Raw genomic sequence first — 21,905 nt, 5'->3', positions numbered from 1 at the left:
GCATGATAGCGCGTTCCAAACGGTATTTCCCCGGAAAAGTACTGGTCATGATGGCAATCAAAAGGGTCAGCAGACCCTGCCCGGGAAGGATCAGCATGAGGATGCCGGCGAACAGCAACAATATGGCCAGCAGGTTGCGCAACAGCCACACCAGCCAGGCAATGACTCCCCGGTTCTGGTGCGGAGAATACGCCTGGGTAAAATAGTTTTCCGGTATCCGAACGAGGAACCAGGGAAGCGCCACCAGTGACGCCACAGCCATGACCACCCCGGTGATAGTCAGTGCGGGCAACCAGGGTTCCAGTTGTTGTGCCAGTGGCGCGAGCCACCCGGGCAGGTCAGCGTTCAATAGGCCTCCGGAGAATAGTGTGAACGTACGCTCAGTGGAACGTACAATGGCGCGATGACAGGCAATTTTCAATCATGGTTACGTGGATATGATGCGTTATTCATGAAGCAAATTTGTCATTTCCGTGTTGAGCATCAGCAGTGGTAACTGCCGACTTGGCGCCAAGATAAATAATCGATGAAGGCGTGTGCCCCTGGAGGGTTCGATCACGTCTTCCGGGAGAATTCGATATGGCCATGGCCGGGCAGGTAGTACTGGCAATCGTTATCGGACTGTTGATTGGCGCCGTGCTCGGTTTGCTGGTCTGGAAAGTCTGGATGGCGCGCCACCGCAAAGCCCTGATTCTGGGGGAGGAGGGCCGAAGTGCCGCGAAGTACACGCAGATACTCGATAGCCTTGAGGTGCTCTGCCGTGCGGTTGATCAGAAACAAGTCGAACTGAGTGAGGCAGCCATTCGTATCAGTGCCTTGCTGGATAGCCTGCCGGCGGATATTGCGCCTAAAGTGGACGTGGCGGCAATCCATCAATTTGCAGAGACATGCCAGCAGTTCGACCGGGGAGAGAATCGTGACGGACTGACCGCCCGCGCCCGTCATAACCAGGACAATTACCGGTGGCAGCTTGAGGAGGAGCAGGCCGCTGTTGTCGGTGATGCGGTTCAGCGGCTGGTAACGGTGTTGCCGTCCTGGCGTTCGGTGCTGCTCTCGGGTGTATCCAGATAGCGGAAGTCGGTTAGTTCGATGCGGCCGCGAATGAACGGGTTTTCCCGGTGGTCCATGCGCACCATGAAGTAATCCAGTTCGCGGGCGGCCCAGAATTCGGAATGGCGGCCGCGTTCTGCATAATCCCGCTCAAGCCCCGTTGCCTGCCAGGTCCCTGCAGGCGTTTCCAGTGCTTCCGTGCCCAGTGATTGATAGTGGTAGTCAGTCATTCCATCAGGCTCAGCAACGGCATAACTGAATGCGGTATCGCCGTTTGCCATATGGCAGCGTGCAACCATGGCTACGCTGAGTGCATCCAGGGTGTTCGCTGCCAGTGCATAGGTGGCCTTGCTGCCCAGTGCTTGTTCCGCGTCCCAGTCGAAGCGGATTTCGCCGCCCCGCTGCATCCCGAAGCCTGTGCTGGCATGTTGATAGTGATAGGGGGTGGCCTCGCAGTTATGCCAGTCGAAATGGGCGCTTTCTTCNTGGCTGAATAGCCGGTTGCGGGCAGTGAAATGCAGACGATAACCTGGCTCGGCTTTTTCCAGGCGAATAGTGGCGCTTAGACCCACAGGAATGCCATTGACCACTACCCGGTAAGTGCCCTCAGCGGGCCGCAGTTCGGCGGGAAAAGGTTCCTGAGCGGCCAATGGCTGGCACGCCATAAAAGCCAGGCAGTACAGCAGCCGTCCCGGCGAGAATATTCCAGTATGATTCGCCACTTTCCCTGTGTTCCTGCTTTGTTGGAGGCAGTGAAACTGCCATGTGCTTTCCGGTGTCTTCCTGGCAAACCACGGTGAGCCAGTAAACATAACTGTGCCTGTGATTGCTGACAGTTGTGTTTCGGGTTCAAGCACAAAGGCGTATTCAGCCGCCCCCGACGTTTTGTTAATACGGTCTCTCAAGTATGGATGAAAATACCCTGCACGTCGCCTTTCCCGCCCCGGCGCCACTGCGCGATGCCCTTGATGCGTATCTGAACCAATGTGAGAGGGAGCCGGGAGCCTCCCATGTTGCGGAACTGGAGCTACTGGTCACCGAGTTTGTTGATGTTGTGTTAGCCGTTTACTTCAAGGGGCCCATCGAAGCCGCAAATACACAGGGCGCGGCGGCCCGTCTGATTCTGGGGGCAATGAGGGTGATTAACCGGGCTGCCGACAGCCTGGTCGGACGGCTGATTCGCAATACCACGGTAGCAGAACAGCAAGCCTTGGCCGGCTATTTCCGGAGCCTGAGAAAGACCTTAAACGGCAGGGTTTACGCGGCGTACCCGTTGGATCCGGCCGTGGCGGAAAAAGCGTCCATGGTGTTTCTTGAGTATCAGCAAGGCGACGGGCAGATAGAGGCATTATTGGGTGTCATGCAGGCGATCAATGAGGGCGCAGTGGTAAACTTTATGGATAATTCCGTTTCCTGTCTGCAGCTGGGCAGGGTAAACCGTGCCCTTGTGTCTGCTGCTCGTGTTACAATATGTAAAGCTGCGGCCACGGCAACACACAAAGGCCTGACAGCCATGGATACCAACGCCAGGAAGGCGGTGGTCAATTACTTCGACAACATGCTTATACGGTTCGATGATGGATAGCAGGGAAACGCGCGGCGCAAACCGCCGCAAGCTGGCACGAATCAACACGCAAATGCGTATCGACATCTATCGCTACCGGCTGTTTGGCGGGTGGCGCTTCATTGCCCGGGCCAAGGCGCTTGATTATAACCGCTACGGTATCGGCCTGACCTCCCCAATCAAGTTCAGTAATGGCAGCATTCTGCAGCTTGATCTTTATTCGCCTGGCATGATCCTGCGACGGGTCTCTGCTGAAGTGGTAAGCTGCCAGCGGGCAGGGCAGGCCTACCGAATCGGGTTGCGGACCTATTCAAATCTGCGCGAACTGGTCGGTGACACCGATCAACATCAGATTCGCTATCTGGCGGGGATGGAGCCATTGCTCGGAACGCCGGGCACCAGGTGAAATCTGTGTCCGGATGCGGCGAGGTTCGGAAGGTACCGATTTCCTGGCTGTGAACAGCCATAAAAAAAACCGCCATGAAGGCGGTTTTTTTATGGAGGCCAGAATCAAGACGCGTCAGGCGCCTTTTTAGCTGGTGCTTTCTTCGCCGCCGCCTTTTTAGCGGGAGCCTTCTTTGCTGCTGCTTTCTTGGCGGTAGCTTTCTTCTTGGCCGGTGCCTTCTTGGTAGCGGCTTTTTTAGCGGGCGCTTTCTTGGCTGCGGCCTTTTTCTTGGCCGGGGCTTTTTTGCTCGCCGCTTTCTTTGGCGCTACCTTGCGCTCGATTTCCTTGGCGCGCTTTTCCAGGTCCTTTTCGTACTGGCCGATCACGCGTGCCAGGCTGTGGGCCTGCTTGGCGGTGGCCTTAAGAACCTTGACCTCGGTTTCCAGAATGCGCTTGCGGGCTTCGGAATCATCCACCTGTTTGCGGGTTTCGTCTGCCGTTTTGCGGGCGCGGTCAAGCTGACGTTTTACGGTGCTGGTGGCCTTTTCACGGTACTCGGCCTGGAGTTTTTCCAGCTTGGCGAAATATTCGCGCTGGCGCTTCAGTTGCTGGTTGAGGCTGTCTCGCACTTTATCCAGTTGCTTTTCCAACTGTGCGATCTGCTTCTCACGTTCCTTGTCGAAGCGCTCAGCCAGCTTGCGAATCTGAGCCTGAAGTTCCTCGACGGTATCTTTCACCTTGCTAGCAGCCATGGATGACTCCCTTTCCCCTACGGATTATTTCGTTAATGGCCAACGGGCTCGGGATGAGCGCTGGCCCAGATCAACGCACTTGCCGTTGCAACTTTATGCCACATATGAACGTTGAACAACCATTGATCAATTATCAGATGCCGGACGTGCCGGGCAAGTAGGGGAGGGACGGGGCAGCTCCCCCCTCGGTTCGCTACCACCTTTTATCTGGCGCGTGGTTTTCTGTCAGGCATTGAGCGCCAATCATCCCGCGTATCAGCATGGCGTTGCGGTTTTAGCAGTGGGGCTGGATACTGAGCATCATCAACCATGATCGAGACGGGAATTATGCCGGTAACTTTCGATGGCAAGTTAGTCATCGCGATCAGCTCACGGGCCTTGTTCAATCTTTCCGACAGTCACCGGGTTTATCTGGAAGAGGGGCTGGAAGCCTTTCAGGACTACCAGGTTCAGCACGAGGATGATTTGCTGGAACCGGGGGATGCTTTTCCGCTGGTGCAGAAGCTTCTGGCGATTAACGATCTTGAGCAGGGCAAAGGACGAGTCGAAGTCATTCTTCTGTCGCGCAACAGCTCGGATACCGGGCTGCGGGTGTTTAACTCCATAGCCCATTATGGGCTGCCTATTACACGTGCGGCGTTTGCCAGTGGTGAGAGCCCACACCGCTATGTATCAGCGTTTGGCGCGCACCTGTTTTTATCCACGGACCCGGGGGATGTGCAGCAGGTGCTGGAGGCGGGCTATGCGGCGGCGACGATCTTGTCTGGGGGCCAGTGTCAGCGACCGGATGGCATCTTGCGCATTGCTTTCGATGGTGATGCGGTGTTGTTTTCCGATGAGTCGGAACAGATTTTCCAGAACGATGGCCTCGAGGCATTCACCGAGAATGAGCGCCAGTCCGCCAGGCAGCCGTTGGATGGCGGCCCTTTCAAGCCGTTTCTGGCGGCGTTGCATCAGTTGCAGAACAGCTTCCCGGTGGCGGATTGTCCAATCCGTACCGCCCTGGTGACCGCACGGGGGGCTCCTGCCCACGAGCGAGTGGTGCGTACCCTGCGGGACTGGGACATTCGCCTGGACGAAAGCCTGTTTCTGGGCGGGTTATCCAAAGGAGAGTTCCTGCGTGCCTTTGGGGCGGATGTGTTCTTCGATGATCAACAGGGTCATTGTGAGTCTGCAGCCGAGCATGTGGCAGCCGGCCATGTCCCCCATGGCATTTCCAATAAAAAGAAAGACTCGACACCGGTTTGAGCAAAGTTGCATGTTTGGTGTAACAATGGCTTGTCGCTGAAAGGGCACTTTCCTTTGTGCCGTCACTTCACCGAATTCACGGCGCAGCACCAGGCGCGGTGATCTATGCGTTGAATGAATAATCGATTATATTCTTATAACCGATTACGGTTTCAATGCGGAGGCAGGGATGAAACTGCAGCAACTACGCTACATCTGGGAAGTGGCCCGCCACGACCTGAATGTGTCAGCCACCGCAGCGGCGCTCTATACCTCGCAGCCGGGCATCAGCAAACAAATCCGCATGCTCGAAGACGAGCTGGGGGTGGAGGTTTTTGCCCGTAGCGGCAAGCACCTTACCCATATCACCCCGGCCGGGCAGGCTATCCTGCAGATTGCCGGTGAAATCCTGCAGCAAACCGAATCCATTCGCCGCGTCTCCCAGGAGTTCCGGGATGAATCCCGTGGCGAACTCAGTATTGCGACCACCCATACCCAGGCGCGCTATGCCTTGCCGCCGGTGATCCACCAGTTCACCGGGCTTTTTCCGGATGTGTCGCTGCATATGCACCAGGGTACGCCCATGCAGATCTCCGAGATGGCAGCCAACGGCAGTGTGGATTTTGCTATTGCCACCGAGGCTCTGGATCTGTTTTCCGATCTGATCATGATGCCCTGTTACCGCTGGAACCGGACCGTGGTGGTACCGGAAGGGCATCCGCTCACCGGCGTAAACCCGCTGACGCTGGAAGCGCTGGCGGAATACCCCATCGTTACCTATGTATTCGGGTTCACCGGGCGCAGCAAACTGGATGATGCCTTCGTGGACAAAGGTCTGGACCCGAAAGTGGTATTCACCGCGGCAGATGCCGATGTGATAAAAACCTATGTCCGCCTGGGCATGGGCGTGGGAATCATCGCCCACATGGCGGTGGATGCAGTGGAAGACAAGGGCCTGGTGGCGCTGGATGCCAGCCACCTGTTCGAATCCAGCACCACCCGCATTGGCTTTCGCAAAGGCACCTTCCTGCGCGGCTTCATGTATGACTTTCTGGAGGCGTTCGCCCCCCATCTGAGCCGGGAGCTGGTAGAAGCCGCCATCAAGGCCCCGAACCGGGAGGAAAGAGAGGCCTTGTTTGAGGGTATCGACCTGCCCATCCGCTAATTATCAGGTTACCCATTCCCATTGTGGGAGCGTGCCTACCCGCGAAAAGCCCGGCGCGCCAACGCTCGAGGTCCGCGTGCTAGCACGCTCCTACAGGCAACCCCTTGCACCGCGTTCGCCTGCAAACATCCCCTTCCATGGCGTGTCACCGTTGCAAAGCCCCCGGGGCGCCGCTACATTGTGCGCGCCTTATCAACCCAAAGGGGAAACACCGTGGAATTGTTGTGCCTGGACCTGGAAGGGGTGCTGATCCCTGAAATCTGGATCAACTTCGCTGAAAAAACCGGCATCGATGAACTGCGTGCCACCACCCGGGATATTCCGGACTACGACGAACTCATGCGCATGCGCCTGAAAATCCTGGATGAGCATGGCTACGGCCTGCCCGACATTCAGGCGGTCATCGATACCCTGGACCCGATGGACGGAGCCAAGGAATTCGTTGAGTGGGCCCGTGAGAACTTCCAGCTGATCATTCTTTCCGACACGTTCTACGAGTTCGCCAAGCCGCTGATGAAGAAGCTGGGATGGCCGACCCTGTTCTGTCATCGCCTGGAAGTGGACGAGAAAGGCCGGATCACCGACTACAAACTGCGCCAGAAAGACCCGAAGCGGGCCTCGGTTATTGCGTTCCACAGCCTGAACTACCGGGTCATTTCCGCCGGTGATTCCTATAACGACACCACCATGCTGGGTGAAGCCGAGCAGGGCATCCTGTTCCATGCCCCAGACAACGTGATCGCCGAGTTTCCGCAGTTTCCGGCAGTGCACAGCTACGACGACCTGAAGAAAGAGATCATCAAAGCCAGCGAGCGTGATATTCCGCTGTAGGGCACGCTGCACGCAACACGCTTCATGCAACAACGCGAAGCGAGTCTATGAAACCTTGAAATGAAAAGCCGCGACCAAACTTGGGTGCGGCTTTTCTGTTGGTGAGGCGTGCTGCTCGATGTGGCCCTACATAAACCTGTCTTCCAGGGCGCCCATCAGCCTGGCAACCTTGAAGCGGCTCTCTTCATACTCCGCCTCGGGTATCGAGTCGAAAACAATGCCTCCTCCGCCGTGGCAATAGAGATTGTCGCCTTGGGTTTGCAGGGTGCGAATCAGGATATTGCTGTCCAGGTTCCCTTGGTCATCCATCCAGAAGAAGCTGCCGCAATAGGCCCCGCGGGGTACCGGCTCCAGCTCGGCGATGATTTCCATGGCTCGTTTTTTGGGTGCCCCAGTAATCGATCCCCCCGGAAAGGCGCTCAACAAGGCCTGAAGCGGAGTGATATCAGCCTTCAGGGTGCCAGTGATGGTGCTAACCAGATGCTGCACATTACTGAACCGGCGCAGTTCGAAAAGCGGGGATGCCTGGATGCTGCCGGATTCACAGCTGATGCCCAGATCATTGCGGAGCAAGTCCACAATCATCAGGTTCTCGGCCTGATCCTTGGGGTTGGCCTGCAACTCGTCGGCCAAAAAATCATCCTCTTTGGGGGTGCGCCCTCGTGGCCGGGAGCCCTTGATCGGTTCCGTAATTACCTGCCGATTCCTGATGGAGAGAAACCGTTCCGGAGAGACCCCGAATACACTGCTTCCATCCTCGTTCTTGAAGAAGCAGCTGTGCGGAGCAGGGTGGGCCTGTTGCAATGCCAGCCAGGCTTCCAGGGTGGAGCCCCTGAAGCGGGTTGAAAAACGTTGGGCAAGATTGACCTGGTAACAGTCTCCCGCGCGCAGGTAATCACGGATCCTGGCAAGGCTGTCCAGATAGTCATTCCGCGTTTGTTCGGGCTGAAACGCGGATGTCAGAGCAAAGCTGGCTGGCTTTGTTTCTGTTGCCCAGGAATCACCCGGTTCGTTTCTGCCGGGCGCATCCTTATACAGGTAGACCCATGCCGAGTAGTGCGCAGCCGTTAATCCCTGCAATTCGGCACCGGCCTCATAGGGCAGGATGCCAGCAGCGAAGCAAAAATCCCCCGCCAGCGCTTGCTCCACACTGGCCTGTAACTGCTGCAGCTCAGCCCGAGAGCGCGCGCGCAGCACCGCATCTGGCTCGCCGAGCCAGCGTAGTTCGCCATCAGATTGAAAAACGCAACGGAAAGTCATGGCCGGCCAGAGTAAAATGGGTTGGCTAGTCTAACCCTGTAACGCAACGATGCCCAATCCTGTTACTGCGGGTAACAGTTCAGACGGAAAGGGCACGACACCGTATCGGGCGAGAACCTGCTACGGATGTGCCAAATTAGATAAAATTCAATGATTACAGATAGATAGGTATGCCTTTGTGGCCAAAACCATTTTGTAACGGGCATATTTGTTTTTGTAACTGTTGTGTTAACGTAACTACGTGCTCTGCGAAGACTGGGGCGCACATAAGCATTACAACAACGTTGTGCACACGAGGAGAACAATATGAATTTCAAGAAACTTGCTCTGGCTGCCGCTGTAGCCGTCGCGCCGATGAGCGCCCTGGCTCTCGAGCCGATGCAGGATGAAGCCCTGTCCAGCGTGACGGGTCAGGACGGTATCAGCATGACCATTGACGGTAGCATCACAACCGACGTGTGGATTGAAGATACAGACGGCCTGGATGGTGCTGACGGCGGTGCTGGTTTCATGACCATCGCTGGTCTTAATGTCGATTTGGACGGTGTTACGATCGATATCGATGCGGGCGGTTCTGCCACTGGCGCAAACACTGGTGTACTTCAAGTTGCTATTGGTATCCCCAATGACATCACTCTGACTAATTTGTCGATTGGCGTTCAGGGTTCCAGCGCAGCGACCGCTGGTGCAAGCGCTGACAACTCTCGCCTTGGTGATATTACAAATTCCACTGAGGTGTTGAGCGTTGGTACTTTGACACTAGCTGCTTCAGATTTGATTATGCAGCTGGGTCCTGATGCAGGTACACCTGCTGTTGGCACCGCCAACTTCCTTGAGCTGAGCGGTACCGTAAACGTGTCTTTGGATGATGTTCAGCTGTATGGCGGTACTAGCAATGCCGGCTGGATTGGGGCAGAAAACATCTCCGTTAATAACTTGGTACTCGGTGATGGCACCGATAATACTACTGCCAACCTGACCTCAACCGGTCTGGAGCTTACGGTGAGCACTACCGCGAATGATGTTGGTGTTGACATCTCCCGTCTGACTTTGGGTGATGGCTCTGCGGCGGCTCTGGGTAATGTCTACCTGACTGGTCTTGATCTCGGTGGTACTACGGTGGCCATCTCTGGTCACTAATAACGGCTGCAACTTCGGTTGCGAGTTGAAAAATACCCGGGCTTGCCCGGGTATTTTTTTGTTTCGAGGAAGGCAGATCTATAGGCGTCGTTGAATGCAGAAAAGGATAACGGTAGAACAGTTGCGAGGGCAGGTTGCACAGCTCTGCCGGGCTGGGCAGCTTGTGAGGGCCGTTGAGGTGCTAACAGCCTTGGCGGGAAAAGGCGTTTGGGATTATGGCTGCCTGCACACCATAGTGGATGCGGCACTCGCAAAGGATAGCGCCAGCTTGGTTAAGCCCTTGGTTGACCGTGTGATAAAACACAGGAGCGGCGAATGGCAGGGTTGGGAGCTGCGTTACAAGCTGTTTCGTGCTTCGGCGCGCTGGTCGGATGCCTTGGTGGCACTTCACAAGATCGAGAAATTGTCGTCGGCTTCCATGGCTTGGGTTTGGCTGGCCAAAGCGGAAGCGCTTGAGCATTTGCTGAGACCGGAGGAGGCGATGCAGGCGCTGGATCACCAGGCTGAGCTGGAAGCGGTGTCAGGGAATTCACGGCATTGGTATCTCAGGGCGACGGTATTGCTGCAACTCAAGGACCGCCAAGCGGTGATTGAGAGCATCGAGCCAGTGCTACAATCCTTGCCAGAGGATCAATACGTGGCCAGTGCCTGGAAAGTAGTGGGCAAGGCACTGGATGCATTGGGCCGTTATGAGGAGGCGTTTGCCGCCTTCAAGCGTGCCAACAGCATCCTGGCCAAGACCCAAAATATTGCCGAGAATCCGCTGCGCAGGCGGATTGAGGTGTATCGCTCGCTTTACGACAAGGAGTGGGTCGCGCAATGGGAGCATTATTTTACGGATAATGAGCCAGTATTTCTGGTTGGCTTTCCTCGCTCGGGAACCACATTGCTGGAACAGGTGTTGGACGCTCATGCAGGCATTCAGGCGCTGGAAGAGCCGCCAACGACAGCGAGAGTGATGCAGGCGTTGATCCCATGGCTAAATGCGTCGGCCATAAAGGATGGCGCCATGAAGGCGTCCCAGGGCTGGAAAGAGCAATGGCTTGCCGGTTTCCGCTATATGAGCAATATACCAGAAAGCCAGATTAAAGCGCTTCGTAGCACCTATTTTCAGGTGGTAAGCGAGCGGCTGCGGCGAGACAAACGGAAATTGCTGATCGATAAAATGCCGCTGAACTCGGTGGAAATCGGCTTGATTCTTCGCTTGTTTCCGAAGGCCAAATTTATTGTTGCCGTACGCCACCCTTGCGACAGTGTGCTTAGTGGTTACATGCAGTCCTTTCAGATGAATGAGTCCATGGCCAATTTTGTGGATCTGGAGGTGGCGGCGACATTTTACAGAAATGTTATGAGCTTGCTTTGGCAATATGAGGATGTCTTTGCCTTGTCCGAGCGTATGCACACAATTCGCTATGAGGATGTGGTGGCGGACTTGGGTGCAGAGGCAAAAAAGATACTGTCTTTCCTCGGTCTACCGTGGGATGACGCCGTTCTGGATTTTGACCTGCATGCGAAACAAAGGAAAACCTTGGCCACGCCCAGCTATGGCGGGGTGACCCAGAAAATTTACACCGATTCAGTTGGCCGCTGGAGGCATTACGCTCCATGGCTGGAGCCTGTATTGCCACAATTCAAAGCGACTGCTGAGCGTTATGGGTATGACCTTTCCGTGTAGCCTAATGTGAGTTGCCAATGGGGAAGGGTGTGTGGTCGCAGTCTTTATGTCCCTGAGCGGGTTGTAACCCATTGATTTTATAAGTTGCGATGGTGGCGAGCACTTGGAATGACCGCTAAGCTCGCGTCTTTGCTTCTTCGGCGAATTAACATGGTTGCCTGTGCTGGGTGACGTGGTTAACATGTCTGACCATATTGGACACAAACAATAACAATAATGCTGGATGCCATAGATGCTGACTTCCATGCTGGGTGTGGCGCTGATATTTTTTGCAGCCAATGAGTCTGTTGTGATCGAACCCCCCAAGAAAGGGGAGGTCTACTACGAACACCCGACGACACCAGTGCCATTACGTGAACGGGATATCGTGGTTAAACCGGTATCTGAGTTCCGTTATCACAATGTTACGCGCCAGGCGTATGACTATTCCTGTGGCTCTGCAGCCCTTACGACGGTGCTTAATCAGTATCTTGGACGCCAGTTCCAGGAGCGCCAGATCATGGAAGGGCTGTTGCGATTTGGTGAAACGGATAAGATTGTCGAGCGCCGAGGATTTTCCCTTCTTGATATGAAGCGTCTGGCGACAGCACTGGGCCACCCTAGTGGGGGGTTTAGAGCCGAAATGTCAGATATTAAGACGCTGGATCACCCCGCTATTGTTCCGATCGCTTATGGTGGGTTTAAGCATTTCGTTGTGCTTAAGAAGTATCAGAATGGCCATGTCTATGTTGCCGATCCTGCTTTGGGGAATATCAGTTTCAGTGAGACAAAGTTTCAGGAAGTCTGGGATCAAAACGTACTCTTTATCGTGTTCCCGAACGGTTTTGAGCCTCAGGATGGGCTCCAGTTAACGGATTATGATCTGCGCCTGATGGATGAACGAACCATTAACCGTTGGGCATTCGAAGTGTTTCCAGTGTTTACTGCGCCAATAGAAAACTGGGCAGACAAGGCCAGTACTCTCGAGAGAGTGCAGATCACAGAAGACGACGGTAGCAAACGCGTAATTAACGTGCCGACGCGAACCTACTTCCACAAATAAAGCCTGCAGTGGCTAATAACAACCAGAACAAAGGAAGGCTTGCATGAAAATGATGTCTGGGAAGGTTGCAGCAACTGCTGCTTTCATGTTGTTGCAGCATGTTGCCTGGGCGGCAGATAGCGTGGAAGAAGCACGTGATGCCTTGCAGACCCAAGAAGATGATGTCACGCAGGAAAAAAACCTGGAAGAGGTGTTCCAGGCAGCGGAAAAACAATACTCGCTTTTGCCAAGTGGCCAGATGTCGCTCAATTTCTCTGCCAATTACAATTATTATCGTGATGATCGTATTGATATCGCGATTGATGAAAATTCAGGCAGCATTAGCCGGTTCCGGGTCGAGCAGGATGCACAGCACGCTTTTTCGTCGTCTCTTTCCCTTGATTACGGTATCTGGAATAACCTGACGTTTAACACGCGCCTGCCTGTCTCCTATAAATACGATACCCAGAAAGATGTCTCTCAAGCGGCGCTGGGCGATGTTTCATTCAGCTTGCGTTATCAGCCCTTTCCGGTAAAACCAGGCGCAATGAATACCACTTTGTATACCACGTTGAGTACGCCAACAGGGGATAGCCCCTACGACATTAATACGCGTGAAGAGGTGTCGAGTGGCTCGGGGTATTACTCTTTGGGTGCTGGCGTCAGCGCGAGTAAAGTTATTGATCCAGTCGTGCTTTTCGGCTCTGTAGGGTACACCTACGCGTTTGACGCCACCGGGTTGAATCAGCTGCGAGGAAACCAGATTCTGCGCGAAGTGCAGCCGGGCGATAGCCTGAATTTCTCCATGGGCTTTGCGTATGCGCTTTCATATGAGGTGTCCCTGAGCGCGAGTTATCAGCAATCGTATAATTTCGATACCAATTTTATTTTCGAAAGTTATTCCGCTCAGTCAGAAGATTCCACATCCAGTGTCGTGAATACGTCACTGGGCTTGCGTACTTCCAGCAACCGCATTGTGAACTTGAGTTTTGGCTTTGGTTTAACCGAAGACTCCCCAGATGTGCTGCTTGGCATTTCTATGCCGATCGATTTCTCAGGCCTGAAGCCAGGTGCTTAAGCCGTTACAAGCAGTCGGAAGGGGTATGCCATGAAAAAGAACAATAAGCAGCTTGGCGTGAAACTGCTTGGCCTGATTGCCAGTTTGGCGGTGGGGCTGACTCATGCCCAGCTTGCTAACAACATCGCTCTTGATGTGAGAGCAATGAGTATGGGGCATGCGGTTACCGCTGATCCTCCCGGGATTATGGCCATTCACTTCAATCCGGCTGGCTTGGCGAAGCTGGATGGTCGCCGTGTGGAGTTGCAGTTCGTGGGTGCGGATTTTCAGCTGGAGTCAGAGTTTTCAGCGCCGCCAGGATATAACGTTTTTGGGTTTTCGGACGACCCCATCGTCTGTAGCGATGCTCCCGATGATGGCGTGGATTACTGTCGCGAGTTCAAATCTGCAACCAGTACGGTGGAAGGCATTTCTCTGTATGTGCCGTTTATTAATGATACGGTAGATCTGCCGCCTGGGCCGCTTATTGCCGGGCCGCTTCCTTCATTTTCTATTCGACCAGCTGGCTCTAAATTCACCTTTGGTACCGCAACCTATTTGCCGCTGGCAGCTGGGTTCTACCGGGATGAAGATGATGTGGGTAACTATATGGGTGAGCGTATGGCGCTGGAGCGCATCACCTATCTGTCGCCTTCTGTGGGCTATCGGGTTAACGATGAGCTTATGCTGGGTGCTTCCATCGGCATGAGCTTTCAGGCGATCGCTCTGGAGCAGGATTTCCGAGCGCCTAACGAACTGCTGGGGTTTGCACGAACTCTTGATGAAAGTATCTGTGCTCCCTTCCAGGGGGAGTCAAATATTGCGCTCGACCTGATCCTTTTTGGTATTTGTCGCCCTGAGGAAGGCCTTGGGCCGTTTAAAAACCTTGCCTCGCTGGATGTCTCCATGGACCAGCGTTTCAGTCCGTCCTATAACCTGGGGGTGTTGTGGGAGCCGAATGATCGCTTTGCATGGGGAGCCGTGTGGCGTTCAGAGGCTAAAACGCACATGAAAGGGGATTACAAAATTTCCTATTCCAACGCCGCGCGCTCCACCATTAATGGTATTGGTGGCTCGGCAACCGGTGCCATTGCCTTGGCTGTATTGGGTATTCCCTCCTACGTTCCTGAAGAGGAAGTGGGCAAGGTAAGCATGGATTTAACCATGCCAGCTACTTTTCAGACAGGTATCAAATTCAAGCCCACCGAACGACTGCAACTTAATGTCGATGCGGTTTGGGCGGACTACAAAGAGTGGGACGCATTCAATATCGTCTTCGACCGTAGTTCTGCGGTGCTGAGTCTGGCACGACTGTTTTCGCCTGGCTCCACGTCTACACAGTTAAGTTACCCACTGAATTTCCAGTCCACGTGGAACCTGGCGTTTGGTGCAGCATATGATTTGACCGGTCGAATTCAGTTAAGGGCAGGTTATGAGCCCCGAGCGTCAGCAATTCCTGAAGATAGAAGAAGCCCCATGGTGCCGATTAATGAAGCACGTTATTACAGCTTGGGCCTGGGTTATAAATGGGATAAAGATACAGATATCGATCTTGGTATCGGCCAGCTGCGCAGCAAAGATGAAATCCCTGCTAACACGAGTTGTGCTGCCAACTGCACAGGGATCGACAATGTTGTGTACAACCCGTATGCAGGTTTGGACATCAAGACTGAAGCGACGGTGACTATCGTCGGCTTGGCGTTCCGAACCAAATTCTAGTTTGTAGGCAAGAAATGTTCGTTTGCAAAAAATCTGCTGTAAGAAATGTTTATAGCGGAGGTTTGCAGGCGATGAGCCTGATAACCACCGGCAACTCTATGCAACGATTAGCCCTGTTATCTCTGCTGCTTTTGCTGAGTGCTTGCCAGAATCAATCTGGTAACACGAGGAGCAATAGCGAAGGGTTTTACGTATACACTGACGCCCAAGGAAATCTGGTAACAATGCGGCGCGCGGAGACAAAGGCCGCGCCAAAAAATGGTGGACGAGAGGCCTACCAGCAGAGCGCAGCTGTAACCTCAAAAGTCGACCCGACCTCCGAAGCGTTTTCGCAGAGCGATGTTGATGATTACCGCCCCAGTGAAGAAGTCGATGAGGAATTGGCGGCAAGAGAGAATGAGCGTTTCATTACCTATGTGGATGAAATGGGTCAGTTAGTCAGTCGTCCTTTGGATATGAAAGCAGAGCGTAAAGCCGCTCAGGACGCTCCTGCTCCTTATGAAGAGGTTGCCGAGGACGCGTTTTTGGAGACCTACAGAGCATTACGGGCAGATTGCTGTATGCATCTTATTGAGACGGCCAAGCCTCTGGAGCCAGGCGCAGAGAGTGTCGTGACGTTTGATCGTGAAAGTCTGGTTTTGAAAGGCGATTCGCCATGGCGGGCAGTGGCCTTCGCTCCGGCCGACGAGGTGTCGGAGGTTTCCCTGGTATCCTTTATCAGAAAGAAAGGGTATTTGGGTGCAGAGTTGTTATGGCTGAATTCAAAAGGCGTGCCGGTCATGATGATTGATCAGCCGTTTAGCAGGAAATACCCGGAAACATGGTATCGTTACGGGTACCTGCAGGGAACCTTGGAGCGTGAACAGGGTCAACACTATCTCATTGTTTTTCTTCCTTATTTGGACGCTCGGCCAGCTTCTGATGGCTTGAAACAGGTAATTGAAGGCGAACTGGTTCTGTCTGCACCATAGCAGGCCTAACAACCATATCGCGAGCTCACAGGTATAACGTATGCGATTTATTTTAATTCTGGCAGCACTATCGATGGGTTTGGCCGGTTGCAATGGCGGCGAAGATTTCTCTGATGCAACTATTCCAGGTTGCCCGGCCGGTGCTGGTTGTCAGCCTAATACCCGTGGTGAGGTGCTGGTCGAGCTGGTTGGGCCGCGGGTGCATAACCTTGGGTATAGCTGTACGGGGAGCAATGTCGTCTATTTCACCAATCAAGATGAAGAGCAATCCGTCAGCAGTACTGGTGCGCAAGTGACTATTCCTGCTTTTAACGCTTTATGTCCTGCCGGCACCAGTGGAGTAGAGTTTTTGGTCGGCGATGCGTTATTTGAAGGCCACTATATTTCTTTGGGTGAGCTTGTGTTCCCTGCCGACGCCTTGGCGGAAAGTTATACAGTGACGGTTTCTGATTTGGTGATTTCACCTAGAAGGGAAGCAGCCACGGTGTCAGCGCAGGTGAGAAATGTGGCTGCGTTCATTCAAGGGCTGGATACAGATTCCGCCAATGAGGCTTTTGTAAATATTCCGAATGAGGCCCATGACGTGGCTGAAGCTTTAGTGGAGCAGGCGGTTGGCGACAGCAACGTGTCGACTGATACAGCGCTTCAGGAAACCTTTGAGCTGGAAGATTATAATGATTTTCTGGCAGCTTGGGGGAATGGTGCTGAGGGTAACGGTTATTTCGCAGAGGTGAATGACGCGGTAGCGGGCGGTGTCGCGCAGCTTAATCCAAGCTCGGCTATTCCCTTGGCAAATGTGCTAGAGGCCGACCGTTATTCTTTCGCCGGAAATTACCGCTTTGATACCTGCCGAAGCCAAATTTCGCTGCTGTTTTGTGATCAGCTTCCGGACTCTATTGTGGGTATAGACTTGCGCTTCCCTGATGGGACCATTGTAGATGGGCAGGAAGTCACTGCTGAGCCTCCTTTGATACTACCCAACGGCCGCGTTTTGGGCTTGGGTAAGGCTGTGAAGACGCAGGGTGAGGGTGAAGACCTGGAAACACTCACCACCCTTGTGGCGTTTTCGCAAAATGCGACTGTCGATGAAACACTGCAACTGGATGGTGAGGTTCTCTCGGTCGAGGCCGGGGCAGATGTACAGATTAGTTTCAAAGGACGCTTTCTCAATAAGCGAATTTATAGTGCTTTTCTGCCCGACCGGGCTGAAGATGACACCAAAAATGATATACAGCGCGATTATCCCTCATTAAGCCCGGATTTACAGGAAGCCGAAAAAGGTGAGGCGACAGGCCGCTTGCTGGGCGGCGATGACGTTGAATTGCCTCTCACTTCGGAAGTGCTTACCGTGCCCCAAGTCGTTCCTGATCAAGCATATATTAATGATCTGTCGGCGGCTGGTCCCTTCACTGTTCGTTTGATGCGGGCATGTTTACAAGAGGATATTGATGAGGCCGGGTCTACATGCCGTCCTATAGATAATGAGGAATTTGAAATAGGCGATAGTGCAAGCGAAAACTATCCAACAGAAATTCTGGTTCCTGTTGAAGAGGAAATGCCTAGAGTGGCAAGCGATGTCGACAATACCACGGAGTTTTGTGTCGCGGTGGTTAGTGATGCGGGTAATCCGGATAATGGTCTGGTCACTGCCGGGCCGCTTGGAAATTGCGACCAGTGGGATGTGGGCTTTGTGAGTCGCACCCTTGAAGATCCTGATAATTCAAACAGAAGCGCTAACCTCACTTTGCTGTTGGCGCCGGGGGCAGAAAACAGTGGTGCCGCAAACTTCGGTGTCACTATTCTGGGGCGAGTAGACATGAATGACGCTTGTTATCCGCTGTATCGTACAGGCGGTCCCAATGATTCTACCGGTTTTGATAACAAGGTCCGTGCTGCCTGGGTTGATGATTTCTACCCCGTTATCCAGTCGAAGGAATGGCGGGAGGCGCTTGCGGAAGGTGAAACGCTTAGCGATGATCAGCAAGCCTTCCTGTTTTCCATTGGGCGTGGCGCCGTGCAGTTCTTTGCCGGCGCCCCCGGCGGTGGCTGCGATCCACTGGTGCCTTGATGGTTTAAGTCAGGCATTGTCAACAATTGCCCTTGAAGTCCCTATTGTTAGGGCGTAAAGTCCAGCCCGGTCGTTGAAATTGTCAACAATCGGGCTTTTTTATGTCTGTCACTGCACCGGAATCTGCACGTACCCTGGCTGATCGGGTTTTCGCCCGCTTGCAGGACGATATTGTGCGTGGCGAGATTCCGCCCGGCTCCAAAGTCAGCGAAACCGAGCTGGCAGGGCGCTACGGTGTCAGCCGTGGCCCGCTCCGCGAAGCCATCCGTCGCCTCGAATCCCGCAAGCTGTTAGAGCGTGTTGTCCATGTGGGCACTCGTGTTGCCTCCCTGAGCTTCGATGACCTCATCGAAATCTACCATGTGCGCGAAGCGCTGGAAGGCATGGCGGCGCGGTTGGCTGCTGAGCAAATGTCCGCTGAGGAAGTCAACGGCCTCTATGACGTGCTGGCCCAGCATGAGCAGCAGCAGGATCTGCAACAGGACACCGCCTATTTCCAGCGAGAGGGCGACCTGGATTTCCATTACCGCATTATCCAGGGCAGCCACAACGGGACCCTCAGCCAGATGCTGATTGGTGAGCTTTACCATCTGGTGCGCATGTACCGTTATCAGTTTAGCTCGGTGGCCAATCGTCCCCAGAAAGCCCTTAACGAACATCGCCGTATCGTGGAAGCCATTGAAGCTCGCGATGGCGAGATGGCGGAACTGTTGATGCGCCGCCATATCAGTAGTGCCCGCAAGAACATCGAAACCCAATATGCCGCTCACAAGGCGGAAAACCTGAAATCGGATAACTAGGAGAACGCCATGTCAGCAAACCTGACCGCCGGCGGCCGCTTCCGTAAAGCGCTCGCGGAAGAAAAGCCCCTGCAAATCATGGGAACCATCAACGCCTATGCGGCAATGATGGCGGAACAGGTTGNCTACCGTGCCATCTACCTGTCCGGTGGCGGTGTGGCCAATGCCAGTTACGGTATGCCGGACCTGGGCATGACCAGCATGAACGATGTGCTGGAAGACGTGCGTCGTATCTCCAGTGCCGTGGAAACGCCGCTGCTGGTGGATATTGATACTGGCTGGGGTGGGGCGTTCAACATTTCCCGCACCGTTAAGGAAATGATCAAGGCCGGCGCTGGTGCGGTACACCTGGAAGATCAGGTTGCCCAGAAGCGCTGCGGCCACCGCCCGAACAAGGAAATCGTCTCCCAGGAAGAAATGGTCGACCGGGTAAAAGCGGCCGTTGATGGCAAGACTGACGACGATTTTTTCATCATCGCCCGTACCGATGCCTTCCAGAAAGACGGTCTGGAAGCAGCGATTGAGCGTGCTCGTGCCTGCATCGACGCTGGTGCTGACGGTATCTTCGCAGAAGCAGTACATACCCTGGAAGATTATCAAGCCTTCAAGAAAGGCCTGGGCGATGCGCCATTACTGGCAAACATTACCGAATTTGGTGCCACCCCGCTGTTCAGCCGCGAAGAGCTGGCCGAGGCCGGCGCCGATATGGTCCTGTATCCACTGAGCGCTTTCCGTGCCATGAACAAAGCGGCGCTGCAGGTGTACCAGAGCATCCGTGAACAGGGCCACCAGAAAGACGTGGTAGACATCATGCAGACACGTATGGAGCTGTATGATTTCCTGAACTACCACGATTATGAGCAGAAACTGGATGCACTCTTCGCCAAGGGCAAGGGTTAAGCGAACACGATCATTGTAGGAGCGGCGCTTGAGCCGCGAACCCGCGACCAACGTTGCCAGCCCTTCGCGGCCCAAGCGCCGCTCCTACAGAAAAGATTCCGCCACGGCGGTTGAACAAAAGATTCAAAAGGAGATAGATCATGGCAGAAGCAAAAAAACTCGGCGGCGCAGGTCTGCGTGGCCAGGTAGCCGGTAAAACCGCACTTTCCACTGTAGGTGTTTCTGGCTCAGGCCTGACCTACCGCGGTTACGACGTTAAGGATCTGGCGGAAAACTGTGAATTTGAAGAAGTGGCGCACCTGATTCTCAAGGGCGCGCTGCCGACTCAGGCTGAACTGGATGCCTACAAGACCAAGCTGCAAGGTCTGCGAAGCCTGCCAACAGAACTGAAAACCGTTCTCGAGCAGATTCCGAAAGAGGCTCACCCCATGGACGTGATCCGCACCGGTTGTTCCATGCTGGGCAATCTGGAACAGGAAGACACTAGCACGATGGGTGTCTTCCCGACCCAGGAAGCTTGTGTCGATCGCATGCTGGCCTGTTTCCCGTCCATCATCTGTTACTGGTATCGCTTCAGTCACGATGGTGTGCGTATTGACGAAAACACTGGCGATGCCTCTATCGGTGCGCACTTCCTGCACATGCTGCGTGGCGAGAAGCCCAACGAGCTGCATGAGCGTGTTATGAACGTTTCGCTGATTCTGTATGCAGAGCATGAGTTCAATGCCTCTACGTTTACCGCCCGTGTTTGCGCTTCCACACTGTCCGATATTCACAGCTGCATCACTGGTGCTATCGGCACCCTGCGTGGCCCGCTGCATGGTGGCGCCAACGAAGCGGCCATGGACATGATCGAAAAATTCACCGATGCGGATCATGCCGAGAAAGAAATGATGGGCATGCTGGAGCGTAAAGAGAAGATCATGGGCTTTGGCCATGCAATCTATACCGAATCCGATCCGCGCAACGCCATCATCAAACAGTGGGCCGAAAAGCTGGGCCAGGATGTGGGCGATACCGTGTTGTATCCGGTGTCCGTGCGTTGTGAAGAAGTCATGTGGCGCGAGAAGAAACTGTTCTGCAACGCCGATTTCTTCCATGCGTCTGCCTATTTCTTCATGGGCATTCCGACCAAGCTGTTCACCCCGATTTTCGTGATGAGCCGCCTGACCGGTTGGGCCGGCCACGTAATGGAACAGCGTGCAGACAACCGCATTATTCGTCCGAGCGCGGATTACACCGGTGAAGAACTGCGGGCGGTAACGCCGATCGCTGAGCGGGGTTGATTCGCTCTTACTGTAGGAGCTTGCTTGCAAGCGAAGGGTTCGCCTGCAAGCAGCCTCCTACGGAGATATAGATCCCAAGATTCACCCAGACAAGAGATCCCCAGGCTATGAACACCGAATACCGCAAATCCCTACCCGGCACCGAGCTGGACTATTTCGACACCCGCGCGGCGGTCGATGCGATCCAGCCTGGGGCCTATGCAAAACTTCCATACACTTCCCGAATTCTGGCAGAGCAGCTGGTGCGCCGTTGTGCACCTCAGGATTTGACCGGTGCGCTCAAGCAGCTCATCGAACGCAAACGCGACCTGGACTTTCCCTGGTATCCGGCCCGCGTTGTCTGCCATGACATTCTCGGCCAGACCGCGCTGGTAGACTTGGCCGGCCTGCGTGATGCCATCGCCGAGAAGGGCGGTGATCCGTCCCAGGTGAACCCGGTGGTGCCGACCCAGTTAATCGTTGACCACTCCCTGGCCGTGGAGCACCCCGGTTTTGAAGAGGGCGCGTTCGAAAAGAACCGCGCGGTGGAAGAGCGCCGCAATGAGGACCGGTTCCATTTCATCAACTGGACTAAAACCGCCTTCGATAACGTGGATGTGATCCCCCCGGGTAACGGCATCATGCACCAGATCAACCTGGAAAAGATGTCTCCGGTGGTACAGGTGCGCGATGGCGTGGCCTTCCCGGATACCTGTGTGGGCACTGACAGCCACACCCCCATGGTGGATGCGCTTGGCGTCATTTCTGTAGGCGTTGGCGGCCTGGAAGCCGAAAACGTCATGCTTGGTAATCCGTCCATGATGCGTCTGCCGGATATCGTTGGTGTGGAGATGACCGGCAAGCTGCATCCGGGTATCACCGGTACCGACCTGGTGCTGGCATTGACCGAATTCCTGCGTAAAGAACGTGTTGTTGGTGCCTACCTGGAATTCTTCGGCGAAGGGGCCGACAGCTTGTCCGTTGGCGATCGCGCTACCATTGCCAACATGACACCGGAATACGGTGCTACCGCTGGCATGTTCTTTATCGATGAT

21 protein-coding genes are annotated in these 21,905 nt (G+C 54.4%); 17 read left to right on the top strand and 4 right to left on the bottom strand.

Going from position 1 to position 21,905, the window contains the following annotated elements; translation table 11 throughout:
- On the bottom strand, positions 1–349 hold a 349-nt coding region (locus A3754_RS00885), incomplete at its 3' end, for a hypothetical protein (RefSeq protein ID WP_063518602.1).
- 230 nt (positions 350–579) lie between these two features.
- Here A3754_RS00885 and A3754_RS00880 point away from each other — a divergent pair.
- Positions 580–1,071, top strand: a complete 492-nt coding sequence (locus A3754_RS00880; RefSeq protein ID WP_063518601.1) for a DUF2489 domain-containing protein — start codon at positions 580–582, stop codon at positions 1,069–1,071.
- Here A3754_RS00880 and A3754_RS00875 read toward each other — a convergent pair.
- Positions 1,008–1,772, bottom strand: a complete 765-nt coding sequence (locus A3754_RS00875; RefSeq protein WP_231880432.1) for a DUF3108 domain-containing protein — start codon at positions 1,770–1,772, stop codon at positions 1,008–1,010. The two genes, A3754_RS00880 and A3754_RS00875, sit on opposite strands and share 64 nt — an antisense overlap.
- A gap of 185 nt (positions 1,773–1,957) precedes the next feature.
- Between A3754_RS00875 and A3754_RS00870 the strand changes: the two genes are divergently transcribed.
- Together A3754_RS00870 and A3754_RS00865 are read left to right on the top strand one after the other, a co-directional pair.
- Positions 1,958–2,635 carry a hypothetical protein gene (locus A3754_RS00870; RefSeq protein WP_063518599.1) on the top strand — a complete coding sequence of 226 codons (678 nt, stop codon included), beginning with the start codon at positions 1,958–1,960 and terminating at the stop codon, positions 2,633–2,635.
- A gap of 52 nt (positions 2,636–2,687) precedes the next feature.
- Positions 2,688–3,020: a hypothetical protein gene (locus A3754_RS00865; protein ID WP_063518605.1), complete on the top strand. Its 333-nt coding sequence runs from the start codon at positions 2,688–2,690 to the stop codon at positions 3,018–3,020.
- A 104-nt stretch (positions 3,021–3,124) separates the two neighbouring features.
- Here the strand turns inward: A3754_RS00865 and A3754_RS00860 are convergent, their stop codons facing one another.
- Complete coding sequence (locus tag A3754_RS00860) at positions 3,125–3,751, bottom strand: hypothetical protein (RefSeq protein WP_063518598.1); 627 nt, start codon at positions 3,749–3,751, stop codon at positions 3,125–3,127.
- Positions 3,752–4,078: 327 nt separating this feature from the next.
- Here A3754_RS00860 and A3754_RS00855 point away from each other — a divergent pair, with 327 nt between their 5' ends.
- From A3754_RS00855 to thrH, 3 genes are all read left to right on the top strand, one after another.
- A complete protein-coding gene (locus A3754_RS00855; protein ID WP_063518604.1) occupies positions 4,079–4,999 on the top strand; it encodes a 5'-nucleotidase in 921 nt (306 codons plus the stop codon).
- Between the two features lie 169 nt (positions 5,000–5,168).
- Complete coding sequence (cysB, locus tag A3754_RS00850; protein ID WP_063518597.1) at positions 5,169–6,143, top strand: HTH-type transcriptional regulator CysB; 975 nt, start codon at positions 5,169–5,171, stop codon at positions 6,141–6,143.
- Between the two features lie 213 nt (positions 6,144–6,356).
- Entirely contained in the window at positions 6,357–6,974 is a 618-nt protein-coding gene (gene thrH / locus A3754_RS00845) for a bifunctional phosphoserine phosphatase/homoserine phosphotransferase ThrH (protein ID WP_063518596.1), read from the top strand.
- A 126-nt stretch (positions 6,975–7,100) separates the two neighbouring features.
- On the opposite strand, the gene A3754_RS00840 is transcribed toward thrH, so the two are convergent.
- Complete coding sequence (locus tag A3754_RS00840) at positions 7,101–8,234, bottom strand: anthranilate synthase component I family protein (protein ID WP_063518595.1); 1,134 nt, start codon at positions 8,232–8,234, stop codon at positions 7,101–7,103.
- Positions 8,235–8,540: 306 nt separating this feature from the next.
- Between A3754_RS00840 and A3754_RS00835 the strand changes: the two genes are divergently transcribed.
- From A3754_RS00835 to A3754_RS00785, 11 genes are all read left to right on the top strand, one after another.
- Positions 8,541–9,374 (top strand): DUF6160 family protein, encoded by an 834-nt coding sequence (locus tag A3754_RS00835; protein WP_063518594.1) that lies wholly within the window; start codon positions 8,541–8,543, stop codon positions 9,372–9,374.
- A 94-nt stretch (positions 9,375–9,468) separates the two neighbouring features.
- A complete protein-coding gene (locus A3754_RS00830) occupies positions 9,469–11,049 on the top strand; it encodes a sulfotransferase (RefSeq protein ID WP_063518593.1) in 1,581 nt (526 codons plus the stop codon).
- Between the two features lie 232 nt (positions 11,050–11,281).
- Positions 11,282–12,091 carry a C39 family peptidase gene (locus A3754_RS00825; RefSeq protein WP_063518592.1) on the top strand — a complete coding sequence of 270 codons (810 nt, stop codon included), beginning with the start codon at positions 11,282–11,284 and terminating at the stop codon, positions 12,089–12,091.
- Positions 12,092–12,134: 43 nt separating this feature from the next.
- Positions 12,135–13,148 (top strand): flagellar protein FilC, encoded by a 1,014-nt coding sequence (locus tag A3754_RS00820; protein ID WP_082872420.1) that lies wholly within the window; start codon positions 12,135–12,137, stop codon positions 13,146–13,148.
- A gap of 30 nt (positions 13,149–13,178) precedes the next feature.
- Positions 13,179–14,846 carry an OmpP1/FadL family transporter gene (locus A3754_RS00815; RefSeq protein ID WP_063518591.1) on the top strand — a complete coding sequence of 556 codons (1,668 nt, stop codon included), beginning with the start codon at positions 13,179–13,181 and terminating at the stop codon, positions 14,844–14,846.
- A gap of 71 nt (positions 14,847–14,917) precedes the next feature.
- Entirely contained in the window at positions 14,918–15,817 is a 900-nt protein-coding gene (locus tag A3754_RS00810; protein WP_156496647.1) for a hypothetical protein, read from the top strand.
- Positions 15,818–15,857: 40 nt separating this feature from the next.
- On the top strand, positions 15,858–17,885 hold the full coding sequence (locus A3754_RS00805) for a hypothetical protein (RefSeq protein ID WP_156496646.1): 2,028 nt from the start codon (positions 15,858–15,860) through the stop codon (positions 17,883–17,885).
- Between the two features lie 101 nt (positions 17,886–17,986).
- Complete coding sequence (locus A3754_RS00800) at positions 17,987–18,685, top strand: GntR family transcriptional regulator (RefSeq protein ID WP_063518588.1); 699 nt, start codon at positions 17,987–17,989, stop codon at positions 18,683–18,685.
- Positions 18,686–18,694: 9 nt separating this feature from the next.
- Complete coding sequence (gene prpB / locus A3754_RS00795) at positions 18,695–19,585, top strand: methylisocitrate lyase (protein ID WP_063518587.1); 891 nt, start codon at positions 18,695–18,697, stop codon at positions 19,583–19,585.
- A 140-nt stretch (positions 19,586–19,725) separates the two neighbouring features.
- Positions 19,726–20,871 (top strand): 2-methylcitrate synthase, encoded by a 1,146-nt coding sequence (gene prpC / locus A3754_RS00790; RefSeq protein WP_063518586.1) that lies wholly within the window; start codon positions 19,726–19,728, stop codon positions 20,869–20,871.
- A gap of 107 nt (positions 20,872–20,978) precedes the next feature.
- A partial coding sequence (locus A3754_RS00785) for an aconitase family protein (RefSeq protein ID WP_255363095.1) occupies positions 20,979–21,905 on the top strand: 927 nt, incomplete at its 3' end.

The sequence above is a fragment of the Alcanivorax sp. HI0083 genome, from assembly GCF_001635175.1.
This window is presented reverse-complemented; position numbering and strand designations above follow the sequence as displayed.

Coding starts and splice junctions, on each gene's coding strand:
- A3754_RS00880 (WP_063518601.1), top strand. CDS start 580: ATGGCCATGGCCGGGCAGGTAGTACTGGCAATCGTTATCGGACTGTTG.
- A3754_RS00870 (WP_063518599.1), top strand. CDS start 1,958: ATGGATGAAAATACCCTGCACGTCGCCTTTCCCGCCCCGGCGCCACTG.
- A3754_RS00865 (WP_063518605.1), top strand. CDS start 2,688: ATGCGTATCGACATCTATCGCTACCGGCTGTTTGGCGGGTGGCGCTTC.
- A3754_RS00860 (WP_063518598.1), bottom strand. CDS start 3,751: ATGGCTGCTAGCAAGGTGAAAGATACCGTCGAGGAACTTCAGGCTCAG.
- A3754_RS00855 (WP_063518604.1), top strand. CDS start 4,079: ATGCCGGTAACTTTCGATGGCAAGTTAGTCATCGCGATCAGCTCACGG.
- cysB (WP_063518597.1), top strand. CDS start 5,169: ATGAAACTGCAGCAACTACGCTACATCTGGGAAGTGGCCCGCCACGAC.
- A3754_RS00840 (WP_063518595.1), bottom strand. CDS start 8,234: ATGACTTTCCGTTGCGTTTTTCAATCTGATGGCGAACTACGCTGGCTC.
- A3754_RS00835 (WP_063518594.1), top strand. CDS start 8,541: ATGAATTTCAAGAAACTTGCTCTGGCTGCCGCTGTAGCCGTCGCGCCG.
- A3754_RS00830 (WP_063518593.1), top strand. CDS start 9,469: ATGCAGAAAAGGATAACGGTAGAACAGTTGCGAGGGCAGGTTGCACAG.
- A3754_RS00825 (WP_063518592.1), top strand. CDS start 11,282: ATGCTGACTTCCATGCTGGGTGTGGCGCTGATATTTTTTGCAGCCAAT.
- A3754_RS00820 (WP_082872420.1), top strand. CDS start 12,135: ATGAAAATGATGTCTGGGAAGGTTGCAGCAACTGCTGCTTTCATGTTG.
- A3754_RS00815 (WP_063518591.1), top strand. CDS start 13,179: ATGAAAAAGAACAATAAGCAGCTTGGCGTGAAACTGCTTGGCCTGATT.
- A3754_RS00810 (WP_156496647.1), top strand. CDS start 14,918: ATGAGCCTGATAACCACCGGCAACTCTATGCAACGATTAGCCCTGTTA.
- A3754_RS00805 (WP_156496646.1), top strand. CDS start 15,858: ATGCGATTTATTTTAATTCTGGCAGCACTATCGATGGGTTTGGCCGGT.
- A3754_RS00800 (WP_063518588.1), top strand. CDS start 17,987: ATGTCTGTCACTGCACCGGAATCTGCACGTACCCTGGCTGATCGGGTT.
- prpC (WP_063518586.1), top strand. CDS start 19,726: ATGGCAGAAGCAAAAAAACTCGGCGGCGCAGGTCTGCGTGGCCAGGTA.